This window comes from Burkholderia cepacia, from assembly GCF_001039005.1.
GTDB lineage: Bacteria > Pseudomonadota > Gammaproteobacteria > Burkholderiales > Burkholderiaceae > Burkholderia > Burkholderia theae.
In genome coordinates, this window is the sequence record NZ_LDWR01000029.1 from 207,033 (window position 1) to 230,313 (window position 23,281).

Consider the following 23,281-nt stretch of genomic DNA (forward strand, 5'->3'; position numbering starts at 1 on the left):
AGCCTCAGGCAAAGCCAGATGGCGGGCGGCGTGGCAGGGGTTCACCATCGGCGCCGTATTCAACCGGACGGAACGCCTTCCATGCAAATTCATACGCTGATGATCATCGTGCTGGTTTTCCTGCTGGCCGGCGCGGTCAAGGGAATGATCGGACTCGGGTTGCCGACGATCGCGATGGGGCTGCTCACGCTCGCGATGCCGCCGTCGGCCGCGGCCAGCCTGCTGCTCGTGCCGTCGTTCATCACCAATGTGTGGCAGCTGTGGCTCGGCCCGTCGTTCGGGTTGCTGCTGCGCCGCCTGTGGCCGCTGCTCGCCGGCCTCACGATCGGTACGCTGACGGGCGGGCTGCCCGCGCTCGCGGCCGGCAGCACCTGGACGCATGCGGCGCTGGGCGTGGTGCTGATTGCCTACGGGCTGTGGGGGCTGGCCGCCGCGCGGCTGCCCGCGCCGGGCCGCCACGAAAAATGGCTATCGGCCGTGGTCGGCTACCTGACCGGCGTCGTGACGGCCGCGACCGGCGTGTTCGTCGTGCCGGCCGTGCCGTACCTGCAGGCGCTGCGATTGTCGAAGGACGATCTGATCCAGGCGCTCGGGCTGTCGTTCACCGCATCGACGATCGCGCTCGGCTTGCAGTTGCGCGTGACGGGCGCGCTGCAGACGGTCGATCTCGGCGTGTCGGCGCTCGCGCTCGTGCCGGCGCTCGCGGGCATGGCCGGCGGGCAATACGCGCGGCGCGTGATGAGCGAGAAGGCGTTCAAGCGCTGCTTCTTCGTCGGGATGATCGCGCTCGGCGCGTACATGGCCGCTTCGGGGTGGTTGTGAGCGGGCATCGCCGGGAAGCGTGACGCCCGCCGCCGCGAGACATCCCGAAGCGGCGGTCACGCCGCTCAGGCCGGGTCGGCGTACTTCAGCGTCCACCCGAACGTGCGGGTCGTGCCCGTGCCGAGTGCAAACGGCTTCGTCGTGCACGCGAAGTTCGAATGCAGCTGGCCGATCGGCGTCGTCGACAGCGGATTCGTCGTGCCGTTCACCGTGTCGAAGGCGGACAGCGCGCAGGTGTCGAACCCGGACGCCGCATAGCCGGTCGCGGGGCTGTTCGCGTACGTCACCGACACGCCGTCGCCGTTGGCCTGCGTGGACGCGAAATCCGCGAACGACGTGAAGTCCGTCTCGACCGACAGGTTGCCGGTGAGCGTGCCCGAGCTCAGCGTGTCGCTGCGCGTGACCGAGCCGTGCGCGAACGTCAGCACCGTATGCACCTGCAGGTCGAGATCGGTCGTATACAACGCGTTCTTCGATGCGAGACGGAACTTCGTCGTATCGAACGACACGATCACCTGCCCGTTGGCCTGCTGTACGTTCAGGTTCTTGTAGTACGTGACGGGGATGTAGGTTTTCCCGTTGTACGACACCTGCGGCACCAGCAGCGCATAGCCAAGATCGGTCGTGCCGTAGATCAGCTTGTCGGAGAACGGCACCGGGTAATACGGCGTGAACGAGTTGTAGTCGGGCGCCTGGCTGAGGTTCAGGTTGATCACGCGGCGCCCGTCGCGCACGGTGAGCAGCGCCGCGCTGTACGGATGCGCGGTGTCGCCGGGCTGGTTGTACCAGGTGAGCGTGTAGTGCGGCAGCGCATCGAGCCATGCGCCGTAGTCCGAATCGGCCATGGGCGCCTTGCCGCCGAAGCCGAGCTTGTTCCACCACGCGTTCACGTACAGGTACTGGTGCAGCAGGCTGAAGTTCTCGCCCATCACGCGCGGCTTGCCGCGATACGCGTCCGTGCCGCGGCCCTTGACCCACATGTTCACCGACGGCGTCGGCAGCGACGGGTCGTACCAGTAGGTGTCGAAGCGATGCGCGGCCTTGTAGATGAATGCGTACGCGACCTGCTTCTCCTGGTCGGACAGCACGCCGGCGTTGGCCGCGGCCGTCAGCACTTCCATGAACGCGGAATCGCCGTACGGGCCGATCGAGCGGCCGTAGTTGAAGCCCTGGCCGTCGGCGTTCAGCTGCGGCAGGATCAGGTCGACCGACTTGCGCAGATAACCCTTCAGTTCCGGCGTGAGGTTCGCTTCGTTACCCATCTCGAACGTGCGCTCGGTCACTTCGCCGATCAGCAGCGTGCTGTAGCGGTCGAAGCGCGCCTGGTCGTAATAGGTCGTGTGCGTGTTCGACGCTTCGTCCGAGAAGCCGCCCGACGAATCCTTGCGGATGTGGTTCGTCAGCGTGTACAGCAGCGCGTCGCGCGCGCCCATCGTCGCGACGGACGGATCGGTCGCCGATGCGAACGACGGGCTGCTCCAGCCGAGCTTCTGCCGCAGCCCGGCAATTCCGTAGGACACCGCATAGTAGTTCTGCGCGGTGTTGAGCGACGCGATGTCGATCGGCGTGCCGGCGGCCGGGCACGTATTGGTCTTGCCGCTCGCGTCGGGGCCGAACATGTCGCAGAAGGTGAGCCGCTGCTGCAGCGTCGCGAGCATCGCGTCGCTGAAGACTTCGTTGAGCATCCCGTGCGCCTTCAGGTTGTTCAGCGTGACGAGGTAGTAGTACTCGCCCCACGACGTGTTCGCATACGTGTAGTTGCTGCCCGACTGCGCCATCATCGCGGTCGTGATCGTCTGGTAGGTGGCGAGGTAGCTCGCGTATTGCGGGTCGCCCTTCGACTTCATGTCGATCAGGATATACGACAGGCCGAGCGCAAGCTTGCCGGGCAGGAATTTGTCGCCGGTGTTCGTGTCGAGCACGTGGACCGGCGTGCCGTCGCCGAGGTCCATCACGACCTGCGTGAAGTCGGGCGACTTCCTGATCAGGTCGAACAGCGCGCGCATCTGGCCCATCATCGTGACGGGAATGTTCGCGCCGGCCGGCACGCTGGTGTCGGGCGCGCCGTAGACGAGCGCCTGCAGCGAGTTCGATGCGAGCGTGGGCGTGGGCGTCGAGGTCGACGGCGGCGCCGATGAAGACGGCGAGTCGGTCACGTCGTTGCCGCCGCAGGCGCTGACGAACAGGACGGAAAGGGCGCTGAGCGCGGCGCCGAGCGCGAATCTGCTGCGCGGATGCATTGTGTCTCCAGTTTTGAATAATGATGAAGGACGGGCGGGTGTGGCCGTTGCCGCGCTCGATGCCCGTACCTGACCTCCGCCTTGCAACCCTGATCCCTGACGACGGATGGCCTGAATCACAACTCGAGCGGGCAAGCGTTCTCCCTGCACGGGCCATGGCTGACGTCGCGCTCAAGCATTGGAAAACGTTTTCCAAATTTAGGCATCGATCGGCGTGATGTCAATCAACTTTCACGTTCGATGCGCCGGTAGAAACCCGAATAGTGGGAATGAAAGGGTGAGCGCGTGGGTCAGAATTACGCAGAAATTACCGGTGATTTTTTCGGAGATTGATGGCGTGCGGTGCGACATGCCGGCGTGGAAGTGGTTGCCGGGAAGATTGCCGGGAGATGCGTTTTCAGTCTCGATTGAGAGAAAACGTTATCCATAAGGATCGAAACGAATCGACGCGTTGCCGGGGCGCTCCGGCGAGCGCTAAAGCTGGGCCTCGATCGCCGCCTTGTCGATCACCGACCAGACCTGGCGGATCTTGCCGTCGTGAAACTCGTAGAACACGTTCTCGGAGAACGTGACCTTCCTGCCGTCGACGGCGAGCCCCATGAAGGTCCCTTGCGGCGAACAGGCAAAGCGAAGCCGGCACGCGATGCGCGGCGGCTCGCACGCGAGCAGCCGGATGTCGAAACGGAGATCGGGAATGTCGCGGTAGTCCTGTTCCAGCATCGCACGGTAACCGGACAGGCCAAGCGGCCGGTCGTTGTGGATCACGTCGTCGGCGACATACAGGCCGAGCGCCAGCCAGTCCTGCCGGTTCAGGCAGTCGATATACGCGCGGTAGCGGGTGGCGAGATCGGTGTCGGTCATGGCCATGTCTCCGTGTGTCGATGGGGGAGCGGAATGCCGCGCCGGTGTCGCGTGTTGGGCCGGGCGTGCGTTACAGCGCCAGTGCGTCGAGTATCCCGCGCTCGACGGTCGCCCAGTCGCGGTCGCCGTTTTCGATCGACAGCTTGTCGAGCGGCAATTGCTCGAACAGCGCGTCGGTCGTTTGCCGGTAGTCGCGATACAACGCGATCAGGCCGTCGAGGCCTGTCAGTCCGCGCCGCACGCAATACGGTGCCGCCAGTTTCCAGCGGGTCTGATAGGTGACCCAGTCGTCGCCGCGTTCGGCACAGACCGTGCGGATGGCGGCATCGATGTCGCGCTGCCAGAAGTAGACGACCAGCGGCGCGAGCGGGGCGATCGTCCGGGCCAGTTCTCGGACGTACGCTTCGATGAGCGCGGGTTCGCCTTCCATCAGCAGCAGATTGGTCAGGTCGCCGTGAAAGAGTTGTCCGTCCAGCACCGACACCGTGGTGCCGAGCCGCACGTCGTCGACGAAAGCGGCCCAGCGCGCGAGCGCACGCTCGGCGAGTTGTGCGGCCGTCGCGTCGCGCCAGGGCTCGAACCAGTGCTCGAGCTCGTCCGTGGCGCGCACGGGATGAGGCTCCGTTCGTTCGTGGATGGCCACGACGTCGTGCCCGGCCGCCTGCAGGCGGCTGGCGATGAAGCGCATCGTGCTCGACTTGCCGGACCCCATCATCCCTTCGACGATCACGAGCCGGCGGGCAACGGCAGCGGGCGAATCGTTGGCGGCAGCGATCATGTCGGGACGGGGACGGGGCAGGAGGGCATCAGGGCATCAGGTTACCGCGTGGCGGTTTCGCCGGACAGGAACGCAACGAACTCCCGCGTGTACTTCGGCAGCGCGTCGAACGATCGCGCGCAGAGCGTCAGTTTCCGGTGGCTCCATGGGTCGGACAACTCGACGAGCCGCACGTCCATCGTCTGCATCGCGCGCTCGGCCGCATGCCGCGACACGATGCCGATGCCCACGCCGCTCGCGATCACGCGGCAGATCGCATCGAAGCTCTTCAGTTGCACGCGATAGCGGATCCGCTTGCCGAGCGCGCGTGCCTGGTCGGCGAGATGCACCTGTAGCGCGCTGCCGTCGGTGAGGCCGATGAAATCGGCGTCGGCGATCGCGTCGAACGCGACCTGGTCGTGCGAGGCGAGCGGATGCGCGGCGGGCACGACGACGATCAGCCAGTCTTCGCGAAACGGTTTCTGTTCAAGCCCGCCGAGCCCGACCGAATCGGCGACGATGCCGACCTCGGCCGTCTTGTTGCGGATCGCATGCACGATCTCCTGGCTCGAGCGCTCCTCGACGCTGATCGACAGCTTCGGATGATGCGGCAGGTAGTCGGCCAGTGCGTCGGGCAGGTACTCGCTCAGCGATGCCGTGTTGCACAGCAGCCGGATATGCCCGCGCAGCCCCTGGCCGTATTGCTGCAGTTCGCCGCGCATCAGGTCGATCTGCTGCAGCACGGTGCGCGCGTGGTGTTCGAGCGCACGGCCTGCGTCGGTCGCCTGCGCGCCCGATTTGGTCCGGTGCAGCAGCGGCACGCCGAGTTCATCCTCCATGCCGCGGATGCGCTCGCTCGCGGCCTGCAGCGTGATGTGCGTCCGCTCGGCGCCGCTCGTGATCGTGCCGGCCTCGCAGATGTTCAGGAAGAGCCGCAGGTCGGTCAGGTCGAAGCGCATGATGGCGGGGAGCGATGGCGTTGTAATGGCCGATAAGTTAGCAGGGAACGGCAGCCTCGGTCTCAGGCTACGCCTGAGACCCGATTCGCCGGTTCCGCATTTTCGGGGCGAGATCGATGGCCGATCATGACCGCACATCCGCACATCAACCGGGGGCCTGTCATGCAGATCGATTCGTCGTGGGGCGTGTCGTTCAAGATCGCACTGCACCTGTTGTTCCTGTGCATCGGCATCGCGTGGGCCGGCTCCGAACTCGTCGCCTGGTTGCGTTGAGCGCGGCGGCAGGCACGCGCCAACTCGGCCGCCGGTCGCCTTTTTCCACCGATCCCACCTATTGGAACAAATCCGTCATAGGTTCAAAGACGAAAATTCTTCCGCTTCCCCGTAAAAAGACCATCAAGTTTTTCCGAATCGGACCGTATTACCGGTAGCGAATGCCGGCCGACGCCCGGTTCGTGATCGTTTGTCATCATTGTTTGCATCCGGTTACACGTCGGCCGTTCCGTTTTTGAGATGCTTGAAAGATTGTCAAACCGGAGTCGGATCGTCCATGGAAACGCGCGAGATTCACCGCCACGCGGGGTGGCTGTCGGGCCTGGCCGCCGTGCTCGTCATGGCCGGTTGTGCAGGCACGCAGTCCGTTCCGCCGAGCGACACGCTGGCGGGATCGTCGTCGTCGAGCCAGCCTGCCGCTGCGCCGTCGGCCGCCACGCCGCCGCCGGCGCCGATTCTCGTCGCGCAGAAGTACGTCGTGAAGCGCGGCGACACGCTGACGGGTATCGCGTCGGCGAACAACTGCAGCATCGCGGACCTGCGCACCTGGAACAAGCTGGGCACGGGCAGGCTGCGCATGGGGCAGGTGCTGCGTATCGTCAGGCAGCAGCCGCTGCCGCCGTCGTCGGGCGCGGCCGGTGCACAGGCTGCCGCAAGCGATGGCGCGGCGGGTAACCAGGCGACCGCGCAGGCCACGGCGTCGACGGCGAGCGACCGTCAGGTCGTCAAGGACACGAAGCGCCATTCGAGTGCGGTCGCGCTCACGTGGCCCGCAAGCGGCAAGATCGTCGACGGGTTCCGGCCGGGGCAGAACCGCGGCATCCAGATCGCCGGCCGGCCGGGCGATCCGGTCCGCGCCGCGGCCGCCGGCCGCGTGATGTACGCGGGCACCGGCCTGAACGATTACGGCAGCCTGATCATCGTCCAGCACAACGCGGATTTCCTGACCGCCTATGCGCATAACCGCAAGCTGCTCGTGAAGACGGGCGACATCGTGCGCCAGGGCGACGAGATCGCCGAGATGGGCGACCTCGACAACTCGCGCGTCGCGCTGCTGTTCGAAGTGCGGCGCGACGGCAAGCCGGTGAATCCGATGCCCTACCTGCCTTCGTCGCAAGGCTGAAGCGGGGCGTTTCAACTGGAACGTGGCGGCGGTCGCTGCTACGCTAGGGTCTTCATGCGAGTCCCGCGCTTCTCGCGGGGCCGACGGGCGTCTTTCGGGGATGCGCGGCGAATGCCGTCGCGGGCCGGCCGTCGGCGTGAACGGGCGCGCTTCGCCGATGCGCGCCCGCGTTGCTTCGTGCCACCGATTCCGACAGAACCCTACTCATCCATGGAACACTCACCGACACGCCGCTCGCTGTTGCTTGCCGCCGTTGCCGCGCCGTTCGTCGCCGCGTGCACGTCCGCGCCGGTTGCCGACCAGGGGCGCGCTCACGCCGCGCAAGCCGAACTTGCCGCGCTCGAAAAAGCATCGAATGGCCGGCTCGGTGTCGCCGCGCTCGATACGTCGAACGGCGTGCGCATCGCTCACCATGCGCGCGAGCGTTTCCCGCTGTGCGGCACGTATGCGGTCGTCGCGGCCGCCGCGATGCTCGCGCGCGGCTCGCTCGACGCGTCGCTGCTGCCGCGCCGCATCCTGTACCGCCGCTATGAAGTCGTGTCGGGCTCGCCGATCACGGAAAGCCACGTCGACACCGGCATGACGATCGAGCAGCTTTGCGTGGCGATGCTGCAATCGGGCGACAAGGGGGCCGGCAACCTGCTGATGGGCGTGCTCGGCGGCCCGCAGGCCGTCACGTCGTTCGCGCGCGCGAGCGGCGACACGGCGTTCCGCCTCGATCGCTGGGAACCCGAACTGAACCTGGCCGCGCCCGGCGACGAACGCGATACGTCGACGCCGGTCGCGATGGTCGACATGCTGCAGCGGCTGCTGCTCGGCAACACGCTGCAGGAACCGCAGCGCACGCAGCTGACGGAATGGATGACCGGCGGCGCGCGCGGCGCGACCGGCATCGCGGCGGGCGTGCCGCCCGGCTGGCGCGTCGCGGACAAGGCCGGCACGGGCGGTTACGGCACGACGACCGACGTCGCGGTGCTGTGGCCGCCATCGCGCGCGCCGCTCGTGATGGCCGTATCGTTCACGCAGCCGCAGGCCGACGCGGCGGCCCGCGCGGACGTCGTCGCATCGGCGGCGCGCATCGCGGCGGGGGCGCTCGTCGCGACGGCCTGAGCGATCCGCGTCTCGCGTCTCGCGCAAAGCCGGCGTTTGGCTTATCGTGTCGGTCAGCGCGCGCCGGTGTCGGCGCGCGGTCTCTTCGTTTCTCGTGCCTCGTCATGCGCCGACTTCCGCCTCTGCACGCGCTGCAGATCTTCTCGACGGTGGCTCGCCACCGCAGCTTCACGCGCGCGGCCGAGCAGCTGTGCATCACGCAGGGCGCGGTGAGCCGGCAAATCCAGACGCTCGAGGCGCACTACGGCTTTCCGCTGTTCAAGCGGCATGCGAAGGGCCTCACGCTCACGGCGGAGGGCGAGCAACTGCTGCCGGTGGTCAACGAGAGCTTCGCGCGAATCGAGGACATCTCGATGAAGCTCACGCGGCAGCGCACCGATCTCGCGCTAAAGGTGCCGACCTGCGTGATGCGCTGGATGCTGCCGCGCATCATGCGCTTCCAGGGCGAGCATCCCGATCTCCATGTGCAGATCACGACCGCGTGGCAGCATGTCGTCGATTTCTCGACCGAGCCGTTCGACGCGGCGGTCGTCTACGGCACGTCGCCGGGCCCGGGCGTATTCGCGCTGCCGCTGTTCGACGAGCGGCTGACGCCCGTATGTGCGCCCGAATTGCGGCAGGCGTCGCCGCTCAATGCGATCGGCGATCTCGCGCGTCATACGCTGCTGCATCCGACGCGCGACCATCGCGACTGGCGTGCCTGGCTCGATCATGCGGGCGAGCGCGGCGTCGATCCCGCTCGCGGGCCGACGTTCGACACGCTCGATCTCGCGACGAACGCGGCGATGCAGGGCTTCGGCGTCGCGATCGGCGACGTGACGCTCGTCGATGACGACGTCAGCGCGCACCGGCTCGAACGGCCGTTCGACCTCGTGCTCGAAACCGGCGCACGCTACTTCTTCGTGTATCCCGAAACCATCGGCAGCCAGCAGAAGATCCGCGCGTTCAGCGAGTGGATCGCGCGCCATCGCGACTGACGCGCGGCCACGTCGGAACCGCCGCGCGCCGCGCGGGCGACCGGTGTTACTGGTATGTCACGACGGCGATCATCGGTGCGAGATTGTTGCCCGACCGCTTCGGTAAAACGATTGCGCGCGAAGCCTGAGTAAAGGTCGTGGTCTTGACGGCCTGCTGGCTCGCCGCGTCGACGAACGCGATCTGGCCGGTCGCCGGCCGCGGGCAGTCGGGGCGTACACGCGCTTGCGCGGCATCAGCCGTATCGAGCGCGAACGAGCAGGGTGGCTCGACGATCATGCCGGAAAAGTGAATGATGCCGGACGCGCCGGCGGCAAAGGACGAGGACGTGGCCAGAAGCGAGGCAGCCAGCGCGAACGAGGCGGCGATCACACGATGCTTCATGACAGGCTCCAGAAAGGAAGCGCGTCGCAGCGGGGCCGCTCGAATGGCAGTCCGTCAACGCTGCGGTGCTAAGTGCGTAAACGGCAATTCCATCGGATCTCTTGAATGAAAAATCGGAAATGACGGGAATAAGCAAACAGCGCCGTATTCCTTCAATCAATTTATCTCAAATTTGAGCGGCCGCAAGTTCGGGTAATGCCGGTGTCGTAAACCGGATGAACGGTTGCCGGCGGGCGCCGGTTGTTGCGGGTGAATCGTTGCGGCATCAACGAATCCGCCGTGCCGCGAATCGTTCGCCAAAAGAAAACGGCCGCTCGTGAATCATGATCACGAGCGGCCGCTTTGCGTGGTGCGATCAGGCCATGCGCTTGCGCACCGCGCCGACGACGATCAGCAGCACGATCGCGCCGACGATCGACGCGATCCAGCCGGCGCCCTGGCCCGGCGCATACCAGCCGGCGGCACGGCCGACGTAGCCGGCGACCAGCGAGCCGACGATGCCGAGCACGGTGGTCATCAGGATGCCCATCTTGTCGTCGCCCGGCTTGAGCGCGCGGGCGAGGAGGCCGACGATGAGCCCGACGACCAGGGTTTCGATGAATTGCAGCATGAACGCCTCCCTATTGCTGTTGAGCTGTTGACGAAAGGAAGTTGACCCGTGCGGCGCACCAGGGTTCCATGCGGCGGCAAGCCGGCGCATGGCGTGCCGAGTATCGCACGCCGGTGCGTCATGCCGATGTCAGGCGGCCGGCGTGTCCGTCACCGGGTCGAGACGGCGGTAGCCTTCGGTTGCCTGCAGCAGCGTGCGCGTGTAGTCGCGTGCGACCTGCCCGGCACGCACGTCCTCGATTCGCAACTGCTCGACGATCTCGCCATGCTGCATCACCGCGACGCGCTGACACAGGAAGCCGATCACCGCGAGGTTGTGGCTGACGAGGATCATCGTCAGGTTGCGCTCGCGATGCAGGCGGCGCAGCAGGTTCAGGATTTCGGCCTGCACCGATACGTCGAGCGCGGATGTCGGCTCGTCGAGCAGCAGCACGCGCGGCTCGACGATCAGTGCGCGCGCGATCGCGACGCGCTGTCGCTGGCCGCCCGACAACTGGTGCGGATAACGGAAGCGGAACGTCGGGCCGAGCCCGACTTCGGACAGCGCGCGGGCGATCCGCGCATCGGCGTCGTCGATCCCGTGGATCGACAGCGGCTCGCGCAGCGTCTGGTCGACCGTGAAGCGCGGGTGCAGCGACGCGTACGGATCCTGGAACACCATCTGCACGTGGCGGCGGAAGGCGCGATCGAGCGTGCCGCCGACCGGCCGTCCGTCGATCGACAGGCTGCCGGCCGCGAGCGGCACGAGGCCCGTCAGCGCGCGCAGCAACGTCGACTTGCCGGAACCCGATTCGCCGACGAGCCCGAATACCTCGCCGTCGCGCACCGCAATGCTCGCGTCGCGCACCGCGTCGACGTGACCCGTGCGGGTCGGGAAACGGATCGATACGTGATCGACGTCGATCATCGTGCGGCCTCCTGGCGATCGGCGGGCGGGATGGTTTGCGGCGCCGGATCGAGCCACGCCGGATCGCGCCGCAGCACGGGCAGTTCGTCGGGCGGGTTCGCAAGCGGCGGGTTCGCCGCGAGCAGCCCGCGCGTATAGGGATGAGACGCGTCGCGCAGGTCGCGCGCGGCGCAGGTTTCGACCACGCGGCCCGCGTACATCACCGCGACGCGATCGCAGAACGACATCACGAGCGGCAGGTCGTGGCTGATGAACATCAGGCCCGTGCCGTGCCGCGCGATCATCGCGTCGAGCACCGCGAGCACCTGCATCGAGACCGCGACGTCGAGCGCGGACGTCGGCTCGTCGGCGATCAGCAGGCGCGGCCCGGTCGACACCATCATTGCGATCATCACGCGCTGGCCCATGCCGCCCGACAGCTCGTGCGGATACGCATCGGCGACGCGCGCCGGGTCGCGGATCTGCACGGCCGCGAGCGCGTCGACGATCCGTTCACGCAGCGCGCGGCCGCGCAGCCCGGGCTCGTGCAGCCGGAACGCTTCGCCCATCTGCTTCGCGACCGTCATCACCGGGTTCAGCGAATATTTTGGGTCCTGCAGGATCATGCCCATCTGGCTGCCGCACAGCCGCCGGCGTTCGCGCGGGTTCATCGCGAGCAGGTCGTGGCCCGCGAAGCGCATCGTGCGCGCCGACCAGCGCGCGGCGTCGGGCAATAGGCCCAGCAATGCGCGGCCCGTCAGCGATTTGCCGGAGCCCGATTCGCCGACGATGCCGAGCCGTTCGCCGGGCGCGAGCGTCAGCGACAGGTCGCGCACGGCGTCGGAGACGACGCCGTCGTGCCCGCGAAAGCCGATCTTCAGGCCGTCGATCTCGCAGAGCGGTGCGGGCGCGGTGGCGGAATGCATCGACATGTCAGGCTCCATGGCGGGGATCGAACACGTCGCGCAGCCCGTCGCCGAGCAGGTTGAACGCGAGGCTCACGAGCAGGATCGCGATGCCGGGCAGCGTCGCGACCCACCATGCGTCGAGCAGTACGTTGCGGCCCGACGCGACCATGAAGCCCCACTCGGGGCTCGGCGGTTGCGCGCCGAGGCCGAGGAAGCCGAGGCCCGCGACGGTCAGGATGATGCCGGCCATGTCGAGCGTCGCGCGCACGATCACCGACGACATGCACAGCGGCACGATGTAGCGAAGCAGGATGCGCGGACCCGACGCGCCCTGCAGCCGTGCGGCGTGGATGAAGTCGGCCTGCGCGATGCGGATCGTCTCCGCGCGCGCGAGCCGTGCATAGGCGGGCCATGCGGTGATCGAGATCGCGACGACCGCGTTGATCACGCCGGGCCCGAGCGCGGCTGCAAATGCGAGCGCCAGCACGATCTTCGGGAACGCGAGCGCGACGTCGGTGATGCGCATCAGCACGCTGTCGACGAAGCCGCCGCAATAACCGGCCGTGGTGCCGATCAGCAGGCCGATCGGTACCACGATCACGACGACGAGCAGCGCGATGCCGAGCGTGAGGCGCGAACCGGCGATCAGCCGCGAGAGGATGTCGCGGCCGAGCTGGTCGGTGCCGAGCCAGTGCGACAGCGAGCCGGGCGGCAGCAGGCGGTCGGACAGCACCTGGCGCAGCGGATCGTGCGGCATGATCAGCGGGCCGACGATCGCGACGACGATCAGCGCGACGAGGATCGCGAGCCCGAACAGGTTGAGCGGGTTCGTGGCGAAACGGCGCCAGCGTCGGTATGCGAGGCCGAGCGCGGCCTGCGAACGCGATGCGGGCGCATCGGACAGCAGCCACGCGCGCAGCGTGAGGCGCTCGGCATTCATGATCGGACAACCTTCCGGATAAGCGATGAAAGAAGCAGGGTGGCAGCGGTCATGTCGGAATGGCCCTCAGCGCGCACGCGGATCGAACACGCGGTACAGCGCGTCGGTCAGCAGGTTGACGGTGATGAACATCGCGCCGATCACGAGCGTCGCGCCGAGCACCGCGCTCATGTCGGCGTTCAGCAGCGCGCCCGTCAGGTACGAGCCGAGCCCCGGCCACGCGAACACGATCTCCGTCAGCACCGAGCCTTCGAGCAGGTTGCTGTACGTGAGCGCGATCACGGTGAGCAGCGGCACCGCGATGTTGCCGAACGCGTGCCGCCAGATCACGCGGCGCTCCGACAAGCCCTTCGCGCGTGCGGTGACGATGTATTCCTGACTCAACTGGTCGAGCATGAACGAGCGCGTCATGCGGCTCAGGTACGCAACCGAGTAATAGCCGAGGATCGCGGCCGGCAACGCGATGTGCGACACCGCGTTGCGGAACACGTCCCACTCGCCGGCGAGCGCCGCGTCGATCAGCAGGCTGCCGGTGCGTGTGTCGACCATCCCGTCGTACACGGGGTCGAGCCGGCCGGGGCCGCCGACCCAGTGCAGCCGCGCGTAGAACAGCAGCAGCCCCATCAGCCCGAGCCAGAACACGGGCACCGAATTGCCGATCAGCCCGACGAAGCGTGCGATGTGGTCGATCGGGCGGTTGTGCTTCACCGCGGCCGCGACGCCGAGCGGCACGCCGATCGCGATGCCGATCAGCGTCGCGATCGTCGCCAGTTCGAGCGTGGCCGGGAACACGCGCTTGATGTCGTCGAGCACCGGGTTCGCCGTCAGCAGCGACACGCCGAGATTGCCGTGCAGCACGTCGCGCACATAGATCAGGAATTGCGTGACGAGCGGCTTGTCGAGCCCGAGCGCGATGCGTTCTGCCGCGTACGCCTCGGCCGACGCGCGATCGCCGAGGATCGCGAGGACGGGATCGATCGGCACCTTGCGGCCGATCACGAACGTCAGCGCGAGCAGCCCCGCGAACGTGACGGCGAGCGTGAGCGCCCAGCGCAGCACGCGCAACGCCCAGCGCACAGCCGGGCGCCGCGCCGGCAGCGTGCGCAGTGCTTCGAGAGAGGAGGCGGGAGTCGACATGCGGCGAATCTTATGGCTTCTTCAGGTTACGGTACGACACCAGATCGTTGATCGGCCCGACGTCGAGCCCGCTCACGCCGGGCCGCGTCGCGACCTGCGCGACTTTCTCGAACATGATCACGAACGGCGAGCGCGCGAGCATGTCCTTCTGCATCGCCTGATACCGTTGCGCGCGTTTCGCGGCGGTCGGTTCGGCGAGCGCGACATCGGTTTCCTTCGTCAGTTGCGGGATGTCCCAGCTATTGCGCCAGGCCAGCATTTTATAGCTCGACTTGTCGGAGTTGTCCGGATTCCACGCAAAACCCTGCGCGTTGCTGTGCGGGTCGATGTAGTCGGCTGACCATTCGCCGATGTAGATGTCGTGCTGGCGCGCGCGGTATTTCGCGAGCGTCTGCTTGTTGTCGCCGGGGATCAGCTGCACCTTGATGCCCGCCTGCGCGAAGTTCGCCTGCACGGCCTGCGCGATCTCCGTGTACGGGTAGTCGTTGCGCACGTCCATCGTCACCGAAAAGCCGTTGGGCACACCGGCCTTCGCGAGCAGCGCCTTCGCCTTCGCGACATCGAGCTTGTACGGATTCGCGTTCAGCGTGCCGAGGAAGCCTTCGGGCAGGAAGGTCTGGTGCACCTTGTAGGTCGTCTTCACGACGTTGCCCTGGATGCCGGCATAGTCGACGAGCCACTTCAGCGCTTCCTGCACGTCGGGTTTCGCGAGCGTCGGGTTCTTCGTGTTCAGGCCGAGATACAGCAACGTTGCCTGCGGCGACGCCGTCACCTTCGCCTTGCCGGATTTCACGACCGAAGCGAGATCGTCGGGGCTCAGGTCGCGCGCCGCATCGACGTCGCCGTTTTCCAGCAGCAGGCGCTGGCTCGCGGCTTCGGGCACGTGGCGCAGCACGATGCGCTTCATCGCGAGCGGCAGCCGGTAGCCGTCGAAGCGCTGCAGCACGATGCTGTCGCCGGCGGCCCACTTGACCAGCTTGTACGCGCCGGAGCCGGCTTCGTTGGTCTTCAGCCACGCGTTGCCGAAGTCGTTGCCCTGCTGGTGCGACAGCAGCAGCTTCTTGTCGAGCACCGACGCGGGCCACGAGCCGAGCACGTTCAGCACGAAGGTCGGCGCGTATTTCTGGTCGGTCGTGATCGACACCGTCTGGTCGTCGAGCTTCTTCACGTTGGCCGCGACGTTCGCCTTCGTGAGACCGATGCCGGTCAGCACGGCGGCCGGGCCCTTGTCGAGCAGCACCGCGCGCTGGATCGACCATGCGACGTCGTCGGCCGTCAGCGGATTGCCCGAATGGAACTTGAGGCCGGGGCGCAGCTTGAACGTATAGGTCAGCCCGTCGGTGCTCACCGTCCACGACTGCGCGACATCGCCGTTGAATTTCGACGGATCGCGCAGGTCGACGCGCACGAGCCGGTCGTACGTATTCGCGACGTATTCCTCCGGCACCAGCTCGTAGATCTCGCCCGGATCGAGCGTCGTGAATTCGTCGAGCAGGGTCGCCATCACGAACAGGTCCTTCGGCGTTTCCGCTCGCGCGGCGGAAAGCGGAACGGCGGCGAGAACGGACGCGGCGGCCAGCGCCGCGACGAGCCGGGATGTCAGGGGTTTCATGTGCGCTCCATCGTGAGGTGAACGTGCAATGGGTGAACGTAAAACGGCAACGGGACGTGCATCACATCAGGCGCCACGGGCCGCTCGCCGCGTTGTCGATCTGCGGCAACGCGTGCGAGCCGGGCAGTTCGTAGTGCCACCATTCGCTGTCGATGTGCGCGAAGCCGGCCGCGTGCATCACGCCGAGCAGCAGCAGGCGGTTGCGTTGCACGGCTTCGGGCAGCCCTGCGTGGAAGTGGCCCGACGCGGCGACCATCTCGTCGAAGCCGGTGCCCATGTCGAGCGGCTCGCCGTTTGCGTCGACCAGCGTCAGGTCGAGCGCGGTGCCACGGCTGTGATTCGAGCCGCGTCCAAGATCGGCGACGAAGTTCGGGTCGGGCAGGAAATCCCACAGCACCTGCTGCGCCTGCGGCGGCCGGTACGCGTCGTAGATGCGCAGCGTGAAGCCGGCCTGCGCGGCGACATCGACCGCGCGGCGCAATGCGGCTTCGGCCGGCGCCAGCAGCAGGCAGTGCGCGCTGCGGTAGATCGGCTTGCCGGTCAGGTTGCGGTCGGTCGCGTAGACGAGGTCGAGCTCGACGCGATGCGTGGCGGGCGTGATTTCGACGAGGCGGTGGTCGTTCATCGGCGGTTCGGGTTCATTCAGGCTCGCTCAGGATTCGAATTGGTCGAACGTGTGTTGCAGTTCGCGGTTGCGCGCGACGCGCCGGTCGATCGCGGGGCCGAGGCGGTCGACGACGGCCGTGATCAGCAGGTTGAACAGGCAGGTGAGCGGCGCGAGCGAATCCCAGAACTGGCCGACGTCGGTCTTCACCTGCAGCAGGTCGGCCGGCCATTCTCGCGCCCACGGGCACGACAGATCGGTGACCAGCGCGAACGGCTGCCCGCGCTCGGCGGCCGCCTGGCAATAGCGGCGCGCGCTGCGCGAATATGCGCGCGTGTCGGTGACGATGCAGTACGGCCGCTCGAATTCGGAGTTCAGCGAATCGACATACGAGCCCGATTGGCCGTCGGAATAGAACACCCGCGGGCGCAGGTATTCGAGATAGCTGCTGAACGCGGTGCTGATCCCGCGCGTCGACTGGATGCCGAGGATGAACACGGCGTCGGCATGGGCGATGCGGTCGGCGACCTGCGCGAACACGGGGCCTTCGGCGAGCCGGTACACGTGACGGATCGCATCGAGTTCGCGTTCGAGCGACGACGCGAGCGCGCCGTCGCCGCCGTTGCCGTCGGCCGGTTGCGTGCCGGCGACGCGGCGGTATTCGTCGAGCCGGTCGGTGATCATCCATGGGCGATCGCCGCCGCCGCGCAGCTCGCGTTTCAGGTCGTCGAGATTGCGATAGCCGACGCTGCGCAGGAAGCGCCCGACCGAGATGCCGCTGGTGCCGGCCTGCCGCGCGATCTGGTCGGCCGTTTCGAGCCCGAGCCGGTCGAGGTTCGCGAGCATGTAGCTCGCGATGCGCTTCGCGGTCGGCGTCAGCTCGGCAAAGCGGGATTCGACGGTACGGGCGAACGCGCAGGTCATCGGATGTTAGATCGTTGTCGTCTGATGATCGAATGTCATCCATCTAACGAAGCCAAAATCATTCGCGCCAGCGGATAAAAACTATGGTGTGAGGAAAAGTGATAGGGTCAAAAGCGCGTTCAATGGTCGAGTGATGGCGTGCAAGCGTGGGAATTATTACTGATAGACATATTTTTCGTTTATTCCTGACAGGAATAATTTGCGTTTATGTCTGTCAGGAATATACTGCGTTGATTGCCTACAGGAATCCGCGCCGTGAATTTCATCGTCAATACGCCCGCGCAACTGGGCGAAATCCTGTCTTCCGCGCGTCAGGCCAAGGGCCTGACGCAAGCCGAAGCGGCGGCGCGAATCGGCGTGGGCCAGTCGCGTCTGTCGTCGCTCGAAACCGCGCGCACCGAAAGCCTGTCGCTCAGCCAGTTGCTCGAACTGACCGCGCTGTACGGTCTCGAACTCAGCATCCGCACGAAGGACGGGCGCGACGCAGCCAACGTCGAGTGGTAAGCGATGGGACGCAAATCGCACACTCGCGCGTTGTCGATCTGGACGAATGGCCAGCGGGTCGGCACATGGCGGATTCCCGCGCGCGGCGACATGGAACTGCTGTACGCCCGCGAGTGGAAGCAGTCGGCCGTCGGTCGCCCGTTGTCGCTGTCGCTGCCGTTTGGTGTCGGCGATGCGCCGTTGCGCGGCGAACGCGTCAATCATTACTTCGATAACCTGCTGCCGGACAGCGACGCCATTCGGCGCCGGCTGGCCGCCCGGTTCGGCACGGCGACGATCGAGCCATTCGATCTGCTCGCTGCGCTCGGCCGTGACTGCGTCGGGGCGGTGCAATTGCTCGCCGAAGACGACGCGCCAACCGGCCTGGATCGTATCGACGGCACGCCGCTGTCGGACGAGGACGTCGCACGCGTGCTCGATCAGGCGAGCGGTGTGGCAACGGGAGCCGAGGACGACGACGACTTCCGATTGTCGCTGGCCGGTGCACAGGAAAAGACCGCGCTGCTGTTTCACGACGGACGATGGATGCGTCCGCATGGCGCGACGCCGACGACGCACATTCTCAAGTTGCCGCTCGGGCTGGTCGGCAACAAGCGGGCCGATCTCACGGCCTCTGTCGAGAACGAATGGTTGTGTCTCGCGGTCCTGCGAGCATTCGGGCTGCCGGCGGCGAATGCGGAGATCGTGCGTTTCGGCGCGCACAAGGTCCTGTCGGTCGAGCGATTCGATCGTGCGTTGCATCGTGACGGCCGGTGGCTGTTGCGCCTGCCGCAGGAGGACTTCTGCCAGGCGCTCGGCGTGCCGCCTCACCTGAAGTACGAGTCGCAGGGCGGCCCCGGCGTGCCTGACCTGGCTGGCCTCCTGCGCCGTTCGGAGACGGCGCGGGAGGATCTCGACACACTGTTCGCCGCGCTGATCGTGTTCTGGATGCTCGCCGCACCGGACGGGCATGCGAAGAACTTCAGCCTGCGTCTGCTGCCGGCAGGCCGCTTCCGCCTCACACCGCTCTACGATGTGATGTCGATCTGGCCGGTCGAAGGCGATGGCGCGAACCAGTGGTCGTGGCACAAGGCGAAGCTCGCAATGGCCGTGCACGGCAAGCGCAAGCACTATGCGATGCGCGACATCACGCGACGGCACTTCACCGCGATGGCCGAAACCTGTCTGCTCGGCGATATCGCGACGCCGATCGTCGAACGTCTGATCGACATGACGCCGCGCGTGATCGAGTCGGTCGGCGCTGCGCTGTCTCCCGGGTTTCCGGCGAGGGTCGCGGAGCGGATTCTGGGCGGATTGCGGTTCGCCGCACAGCGGCTCGCCGACATTCCGCGGGAGTGAATCGCGTCTCGCCCCGGCCTGGTTAGCTGACGTTCGACGTATCGGCATCCGCCTGTCTTCATCCATATAATCAGTTATCCAGATCGATTGCGCGAAATCGCGATCGTGCGTTGCGCATACCCATCTCCTCTTGCCGCCGCCCGGCATGCCACCGCACCGCAATAATTACAAAATTAAAGCCGATAAGATTAAATCATTAATTCAGGTTAATAATTCATTTAAGTTTTGTGTCGATTTGGATTTAACTTGCGTCACGGGATGTTCGATTTTCGATAATCCGAAAAGCGGCAATTGTTCCGTAATGGAAATTCGCTCAATCGCAAGAATGAAGAGGAAATCATGACGAATCTTTCTCGACGCAAGATGCTGGCGGGGACGGCCGGCGCCATTGCCGCCGCGGGTATTGCCGTATCGGCCAAGGCAGCCTCGTTCGGCAATCCGGACAGCCCGCCGGAAGGTGCGGTGAATGCGCGCAACCGCCAGAGCCTGACCGACCCTGGCCCGAAAAACCCGGCAATCGCGAATCAATTTCCGTCGTTTCAGGATCCGCCGGCCACCGATATCAACGGGATGCCGTTATTCTGGGCATCGTTCAATAATGCCCATAAGCGAATTCAGAATGGCGGATGGGCGCGCGAAGTCACGCAGGACGATTTTGCGATTTCAGAAACCATTTCCGGCGTGAATATGCGCCTGACGCGCGGCGGCATTCGCGAGATGCACTGGCACCAGCAGGCCGAGTGGGCGATCATGCTCGACGGCCGCTGCCGGATCACGGTGCTCGACGAACTGGGGCGGCCGTCGGTGCAGGACGTGAAAACCGGCGATCTCTGGTATTTCCCGCCGGGTCTGCCGCATTCGCTGCAGGGCCTCGGCACCGACGGCGCCGAATTCCTGCTTGCGTTCGATAACGGCCGTGCATCGGAATTCAACACGCTGCTGCTGACCGACTGGGTCGCGCATACGCCGCCCGACGTGCTCGCGCTCAACTTCGGCGTGCCGGCCGATGCGTTCAAAAACGTTCCGCTCGACAACCTGTGGATCTTCCAGGGCGACGAACCTGGCCCGCTCGCGGAAGCGCAGCGCGCGTCGGTGTCGTCGGCCGGTGCGCCGCCGCATCCGTTCATCTTCTCGCTCGGCGACATGAAGCCGGTCAGGAAGACCCGCGGCGGCGAAGTGCGGATCGCGGACAGCACCAACTTCAGCGTGTCGACGACCGTCGCGGCGGCGCTCGTCACCGTGCATCCGGGCGGCATGCGCGAACTGCACTGGCACCCGAACGCGGACGAATGGCAGTACTACCTGCAGGGCGAGGCGCGGATGACCGTGTTCGATACGGGGCCGAAGGCGCAGACGGCCGACTTCCGCGCGGGCGACGTCGGCTACGTGAAGAAGAGCCTCGGACACTACGTGCAGAACACCGGCAAGACCGACCTGGTGTTCCTCGAGATCTTCAAGACCGACCGTTACGCCGAAGTGTCGCTGTCGGACTGGCTCGCACACACGCCGCCGAAGCTCGTCGAAGCGCACCTGAACGTCGCGCCGGACGTGATCGCGCAGTTTCCGCGCAATCGTCCCGACGTCGTGCCGCTTTAACGCCGCCGCCGCTGCCGTGGCCGGCAAGCGGCAGGCCGGCCGCGGCGCCCGCTTCCGGGCAAGCCTTCCTTATCCGAACGGAACTCCACCATGATTCCCGTCACGAGCAAATCCGCCGGCGGCTTCGCGCTGCCCGGCCTGTCCCCCGAGCGCACCGACGGCGCGGCGCGCGCCGCGCTGGAAGGGCGCCGCACCGGTCTCGCCGCGCTGCTGCCGTTCGTCGGCCCGGCCGTGATCGCGTCGATCGGCTATATGGATCCCGGCAACTTCGCGACCAACATCCAGGCCGGCGCCGCATACGGCTACCGGCTGCTGTGGGTCGTGCTGGCCGCGAACGCGATCGCGATGCTGTTCCAGGCGATGTCGGCGAAGCTCGGCATCGTGACCGGCCGCAATCTCGCGGAGCTGTGCCGCGACCATTTCCCCGCGCCGATCGTGTGGAGCATGTGGGTTGCATCCGAGATCGCCGCGATGGCGACCGATCTCGCCGAATTTCTCGGCGGTGCGCTCGCATTCGGACTGTTGTGCCACCTGTCGCTGTTCGCGGGGATGATCGCGACGGCGCTCGCGACCTGCGCGATCCTCGCGCTCGAAAAGCGCGGCTTCCGGCCGCTGGAAGCCGCGATCGCGGCGCTGGTCGGCGTGATCGGCGCGTGTTATCTCGGCGAGCTGCTGATCGCGCCGCAGGACTGGCACGCGGCCGCGTTTCATCTGGTCGTCCCGCAGATTCCCGATCGCGCGGCGCTGACGATTTCGGTCGGGATCATCGGCGCGACGATCATGCCGCACACGCTGTACCTGCATTCGGGCCTGACGCAGGATCGCACCGCGCCGCGCGACGACTCGGAGCGGCGGCGGCTCGTGCGCTTCTCGAACCGCGAGGTCGTCGTCGCGCTCGGGCTGGCCGGGTTCGTGAATCTCGCGATGGTGATGATGGCGTCGTCGGCGTTTCACCGGAGCGCGCCGGGCATGACCGACATCGGCGACGCGTATCACACGCTGATCCCGGTGCTCGGGCCGGCGGCCGGCGCGCTGTTTCTCGTCGCGCTGCTGACGTCGGGCGTGTCGAGTTCGGTGGTCGGCACGATGGCCGGGCAGGTCGTGATGCAGGGTTTCATCCGCCGCCGCATGTCGGTATGGGCGCGGCGCGCGGTGACGATCGCACCCGCGTTCGCGGTGGTGGCGCTCGGCTGCGACGTCACGCGCGCGATGGTGGCGAGCCAGGTCGTGCTGAGCTTCGTGCTGCCGATGCCGATGATCGCGCTGCTGATGCTGTCGGCGCGCGCGGACGTGATGGGCGCTTACGCGATGCGGATGCCGCTGCGGATCGTCGCCGGCGCGGCGACGATCGTGATCGTCGGGCTGAATGCGTACCTGGTGTGGGCGGCGTTCAATTGAACGGAGCGTGAGGTGGCCCGTTGCGCCGCGGCGAACGGGCCGCTGCCTACTGCTGCATGTCCGGCGCTTCGCGCAGCCGCCAGATCGCATTGCACTGCTGGCCGCCGAGGCTCGTCGAACGCAGCGTAATGACGGCGCCGGCCACGACCTGATACCAGAAATGCGCCATCAGTTCGGTGCCCTTGCGCTGAGCCTGCCCGTCGACCAGCACTTCGGTCCGCAGCGGCGACGGCGAACCGGACGGGTGCGTGGCGTACACGTTGAGTCGCGCGATGTCGCGTGTCGCGGTGAACACGACTTCGTGGTTTCCGCTGCCGACGAGCATCGTGCCGCCCGGTTCGTCGATCGCCTGCAGATAGGCGCCCGCGCTTCCCTCGATCGCCGCGGACGCAACGGTCAGCCCGGCCGATCGCACGTAGTCCGTCGCCGCGATGCGCGCGGCGATTTCATCGGACGGCGACGGCGTGCCGTCCGACAATGCGAACGGCGCGCCGTCGCGCAGCGCCGCGTCGACGTGGTTCGCGTAGTAGCGCCACCGGTCGAAGAAGCGGATATCGCCGGTCATGTGCAGCGCGCGGATCGGCTCGCCGCGATGGCGGAGCGTCGTGCTGCCGTCGCGTTCGTCGAACGATTCGTGAATGCCGTTCTTGCTGACGAAGTTCTGGACCGGATCGAGCAGCGCCGTTTCGCCTTGCGCGCTCCACAGATGCAGGAACGTCGTGTCGATCCCGAAGCATTCCTGGAAGTCGGTGCCGACGCGGGCGATGCAGTCGCGCAGGTGGTCCGCATAGCGCGCCCAGGCGTCGGCCGTTCCCGCGACGAGCCCGGCCTGCAACGCGCCGCCGTGGCGCGCCTTGACCTCGTCGACGACGAGCCGCCAATGATGGTCGCGCCGTTCGCCGATCAGCGGCGTCACGACGAACGTGCAGAACAGCGGGTCGGGGCACACGTGGATCCGGTCGTCGCCGATCTGCGAGAACAGGTCGAACTCGGGGGAGCAGAACCAGATGTCGGCGTCGTACAGCGCGAGCTTGCGGATCTGCGGGTTGCGCGCGCAATAGTCGGCGGCCTCGATGAAGCGGCCAACCGGCAGCGCATACGCGCTCGACGCTTCGATCACGTCGACCGACTGGCTCGCCAGGATGTGCCGCTTGCGTTCCGACAGCCCGTAGCCGATTACCGCGATACGCCCGTCGTAGCCGGTGTGCCGCAGCGACAGCAGGAACGGCACGAGCATTTCGTACCATGCGCGGTTGTTGTCGTTGATCGCCACGCAGACCGCGTGCTCGCTCGGATGCATGTTCTCTCCCCGTTGCGCGCG

The 23,281-nt window shown here is 66.6% G+C and carries 23 protein-coding genes; 9 read left to right on the plus strand and 14 right to left on the minus strand.

Annotated elements, in window-relative coordinates; all coding sequences use genetic code 11:
* Positions 1–81 precede the first annotated feature (81 nt).
* Positions 82–822: a sulfite exporter TauE/SafE family protein gene (locus VL15_RS18420; RefSeq protein WP_048247479.1), complete on the plus strand. Its 741-nt coding sequence runs from the start codon at positions 82–84 to the stop codon at positions 820–822.
* A 65-nt stretch (positions 823–887) separates the two neighbouring features.
* Here the strand turns inward: VL15_RS18420 and VL15_RS18425 are convergent, their stop codons facing one another.
* From VL15_RS18425 to VL15_RS18440, 4 genes are all read right to left on the minus strand, one after another.
* A complete protein-coding gene (locus VL15_RS18425) occupies positions 888–3,062 on the minus strand; it encodes a hypothetical protein (protein WP_048247481.1) in 2,175 nt (724 codons plus the stop codon).
* 474 nt (positions 3,063–3,536) lie between these two features.
* Entirely contained in the window at positions 3,537–3,923 is a 387-nt protein-coding gene (locus VL15_RS18430; protein ID WP_048247483.1) for an ester cyclase, read from the minus strand.
* A 70-nt stretch (positions 3,924–3,993) separates the two neighbouring features.
* Entirely contained in the window at positions 3,994–4,701 is a 708-nt protein-coding gene (locus tag VL15_RS18435) for a hypothetical protein (protein WP_230684481.1), read from the minus strand.
* Positions 4,702–4,742: 41 nt separating this feature from the next.
* Positions 4,743–5,639, minus strand: a complete 897-nt coding sequence (locus VL15_RS18440; RefSeq protein WP_048247485.1) for a LysR substrate-binding domain-containing protein — start codon at positions 5,637–5,639, stop codon at positions 4,743–4,745.
* Between the two features lie 126 nt (positions 5,640–5,765).
* Between VL15_RS18440 and VL15_RS42045 the strand changes: the two genes are divergently transcribed.
* From VL15_RS42045 to VL15_RS18455, 4 genes are all read left to right on the plus strand, one after another.
* The gene (locus VL15_RS42045; protein ID WP_155420253.1) at positions 5,766–5,912 is read left to right on the plus strand and encodes a hypothetical protein; all 147 of its coding nucleotides are present in this window, start codon (positions 5,766–5,768) and stop codon (positions 5,910–5,912) included.
* 277 nt (positions 5,913–6,189) lie between these two features.
* Positions 6,190–7,035 carry a peptidoglycan DD-metalloendopeptidase family protein gene (locus VL15_RS18445; RefSeq protein WP_048247487.1) on the plus strand — a complete coding sequence of 282 codons (846 nt, stop codon included), beginning with the start codon at positions 6,190–6,192 and terminating at the stop codon, positions 7,033–7,035.
* A 210-nt stretch (positions 7,036–7,245) separates the two neighbouring features.
* The gene (bla, locus tag VL15_RS18450; RefSeq protein WP_048247488.1) at positions 7,246–8,145 is read left to right on the plus strand and encodes a class A beta-lactamase; all 900 of its coding nucleotides are present in this window, start codon (positions 7,246–7,248) and stop codon (positions 8,143–8,145) included.
* A gap of 104 nt (positions 8,146–8,249) precedes the next feature.
* Positions 8,250–9,122 carry a LysR substrate-binding domain-containing protein gene (locus VL15_RS18455; RefSeq protein ID WP_048247490.1) on the plus strand — a complete coding sequence of 291 codons (873 nt, stop codon included), beginning with the start codon at positions 8,250–8,252 and terminating at the stop codon, positions 9,120–9,122.
* A gap of 46 nt (positions 9,123–9,168) precedes the next feature.
* On the opposite strand, the gene VL15_RS18460 is transcribed toward VL15_RS18455, so the two are convergent.
* The 9 genes from VL15_RS18460 to sapR form a co-directional block, all read right to left on the minus strand.
* Positions 9,169–9,504 (minus strand): hypothetical protein, encoded by a 336-nt coding sequence (locus VL15_RS18460; protein ID WP_048247491.1) that lies wholly within the window; start codon positions 9,502–9,504, stop codon positions 9,169–9,171.
* A 355-nt stretch (positions 9,505–9,859) separates the two neighbouring features.
* Entirely contained in the window at positions 9,860–10,114 is a 255-nt protein-coding gene (locus VL15_RS18465; protein ID WP_048247494.1) for a GlsB/YeaQ/YmgE family stress response membrane protein, read from the minus strand.
* Positions 10,115–10,243: 129 nt separating this feature from the next.
* Positions 10,244–11,020 carry an ABC transporter ATP-binding protein gene (locus VL15_RS18470; RefSeq protein WP_048247496.1) on the minus strand — a complete coding sequence of 259 codons (777 nt, stop codon included), beginning with the start codon at positions 11,018–11,020 and terminating at the stop codon, positions 10,244–10,246.
* Entirely contained in the window at positions 11,017–11,931 is a 915-nt protein-coding gene (locus VL15_RS18475; protein ID WP_048247498.1) for an ABC transporter ATP-binding protein, read from the minus strand. Before VL15_RS18475 ends, VL15_RS18470 begins: the two co-directional genes overlap by 4 nt.
* A gap of 1 nt (position 11,932) precedes the next feature.
* Positions 11,933–12,847 carry a nickel transporter permease gene (gene nikC, locus VL15_RS18480; protein WP_048247499.1) on the minus strand — a complete coding sequence of 305 codons (915 nt, stop codon included), beginning with the start codon at positions 12,845–12,847 and terminating at the stop codon, positions 11,933–11,935.
* A 66-nt stretch (positions 12,848–12,913) separates the two neighbouring features.
* A complete protein-coding gene (locus VL15_RS18485; protein WP_048247501.1) occupies positions 12,914–13,984 on the minus strand; it encodes an ABC transporter permease in 1,071 nt (356 codons plus the stop codon).
* A gap of 10 nt (positions 13,985–13,994) precedes the next feature.
* Entirely contained in the window at positions 13,995–15,596 is a 1,602-nt protein-coding gene (locus tag VL15_RS18490; RefSeq protein ID WP_048247503.1) for an ABC transporter substrate-binding protein, read from the minus strand.
* Between the two features lie 61 nt (positions 15,597–15,657).
* A complete protein-coding gene (gene ddpX / locus VL15_RS18495) occupies positions 15,658–16,221 on the minus strand; it encodes a D-alanyl-D-alanine dipeptidase (RefSeq protein WP_048247504.1) in 564 nt (187 codons plus the stop codon).
* Positions 16,222–16,248: 27 nt separating this feature from the next.
* Positions 16,249–17,124 carry a sap1 transcriptional regulator SapR gene (gene sapR, locus VL15_RS18500; protein ID WP_048247506.1) on the minus strand — a complete coding sequence of 292 codons (876 nt, stop codon included), beginning with the start codon at positions 17,122–17,124 and terminating at the stop codon, positions 16,249–16,251.
* A gap of 255 nt (positions 17,125–17,379) precedes the next feature.
* On the opposite strand from sapR, the gene VL15_RS18505 reads away from it, so the two are divergent.
* The 4 genes from VL15_RS18505 to VL15_RS18520 all read left to right on the plus strand — a co-directional run bounded on the left by VL15_RS18505 (position 17,380) and on the right by VL15_RS18520 (position 21,960).
* Entirely contained in the window at positions 17,380–17,628 is a 249-nt protein-coding gene (locus VL15_RS18505; protein WP_048247508.1) for a helix-turn-helix domain-containing protein, read from the plus strand.
* A 3-nt stretch (positions 17,629–17,631) separates the two neighbouring features.
* Positions 17,632–18,966 carry a type II toxin-antitoxin system HipA family toxin gene (locus tag VL15_RS18510; RefSeq protein WP_048247510.1) on the plus strand — a complete coding sequence of 445 codons (1,335 nt, stop codon included), beginning with the start codon at positions 17,632–17,634 and terminating at the stop codon, positions 18,964–18,966.
* A 339-nt stretch (positions 18,967–19,305) separates the two neighbouring features.
* Complete coding sequence (locus tag VL15_RS18515) at positions 19,306–20,562, plus strand: oxalate decarboxylase family bicupin (RefSeq protein WP_048247511.1); 1,257 nt, start codon at positions 19,306–19,308, stop codon at positions 20,560–20,562.
* A 90-nt stretch (positions 20,563–20,652) separates the two neighbouring features.
* Complete coding sequence (locus VL15_RS18520; RefSeq protein ID WP_048247513.1) at positions 20,653–21,960, plus strand: Nramp family divalent metal transporter; 1,308 nt, start codon at positions 20,653–20,655, stop codon at positions 21,958–21,960.
* Between the two features lie 46 nt (positions 21,961–22,006).
* Here VL15_RS18520 and VL15_RS18525 read toward each other — a convergent pair whose 3' ends face one another.
* Positions 22,007–23,260: a hypothetical protein gene (locus tag VL15_RS18525; RefSeq protein WP_048247515.1), complete on the minus strand. Its 1,254-nt coding sequence runs from the start codon at positions 23,258–23,260 to the stop codon at positions 22,007–22,009.
* Between the last annotated feature and the right edge of the window lie 21 nt (positions 23,261–23,281).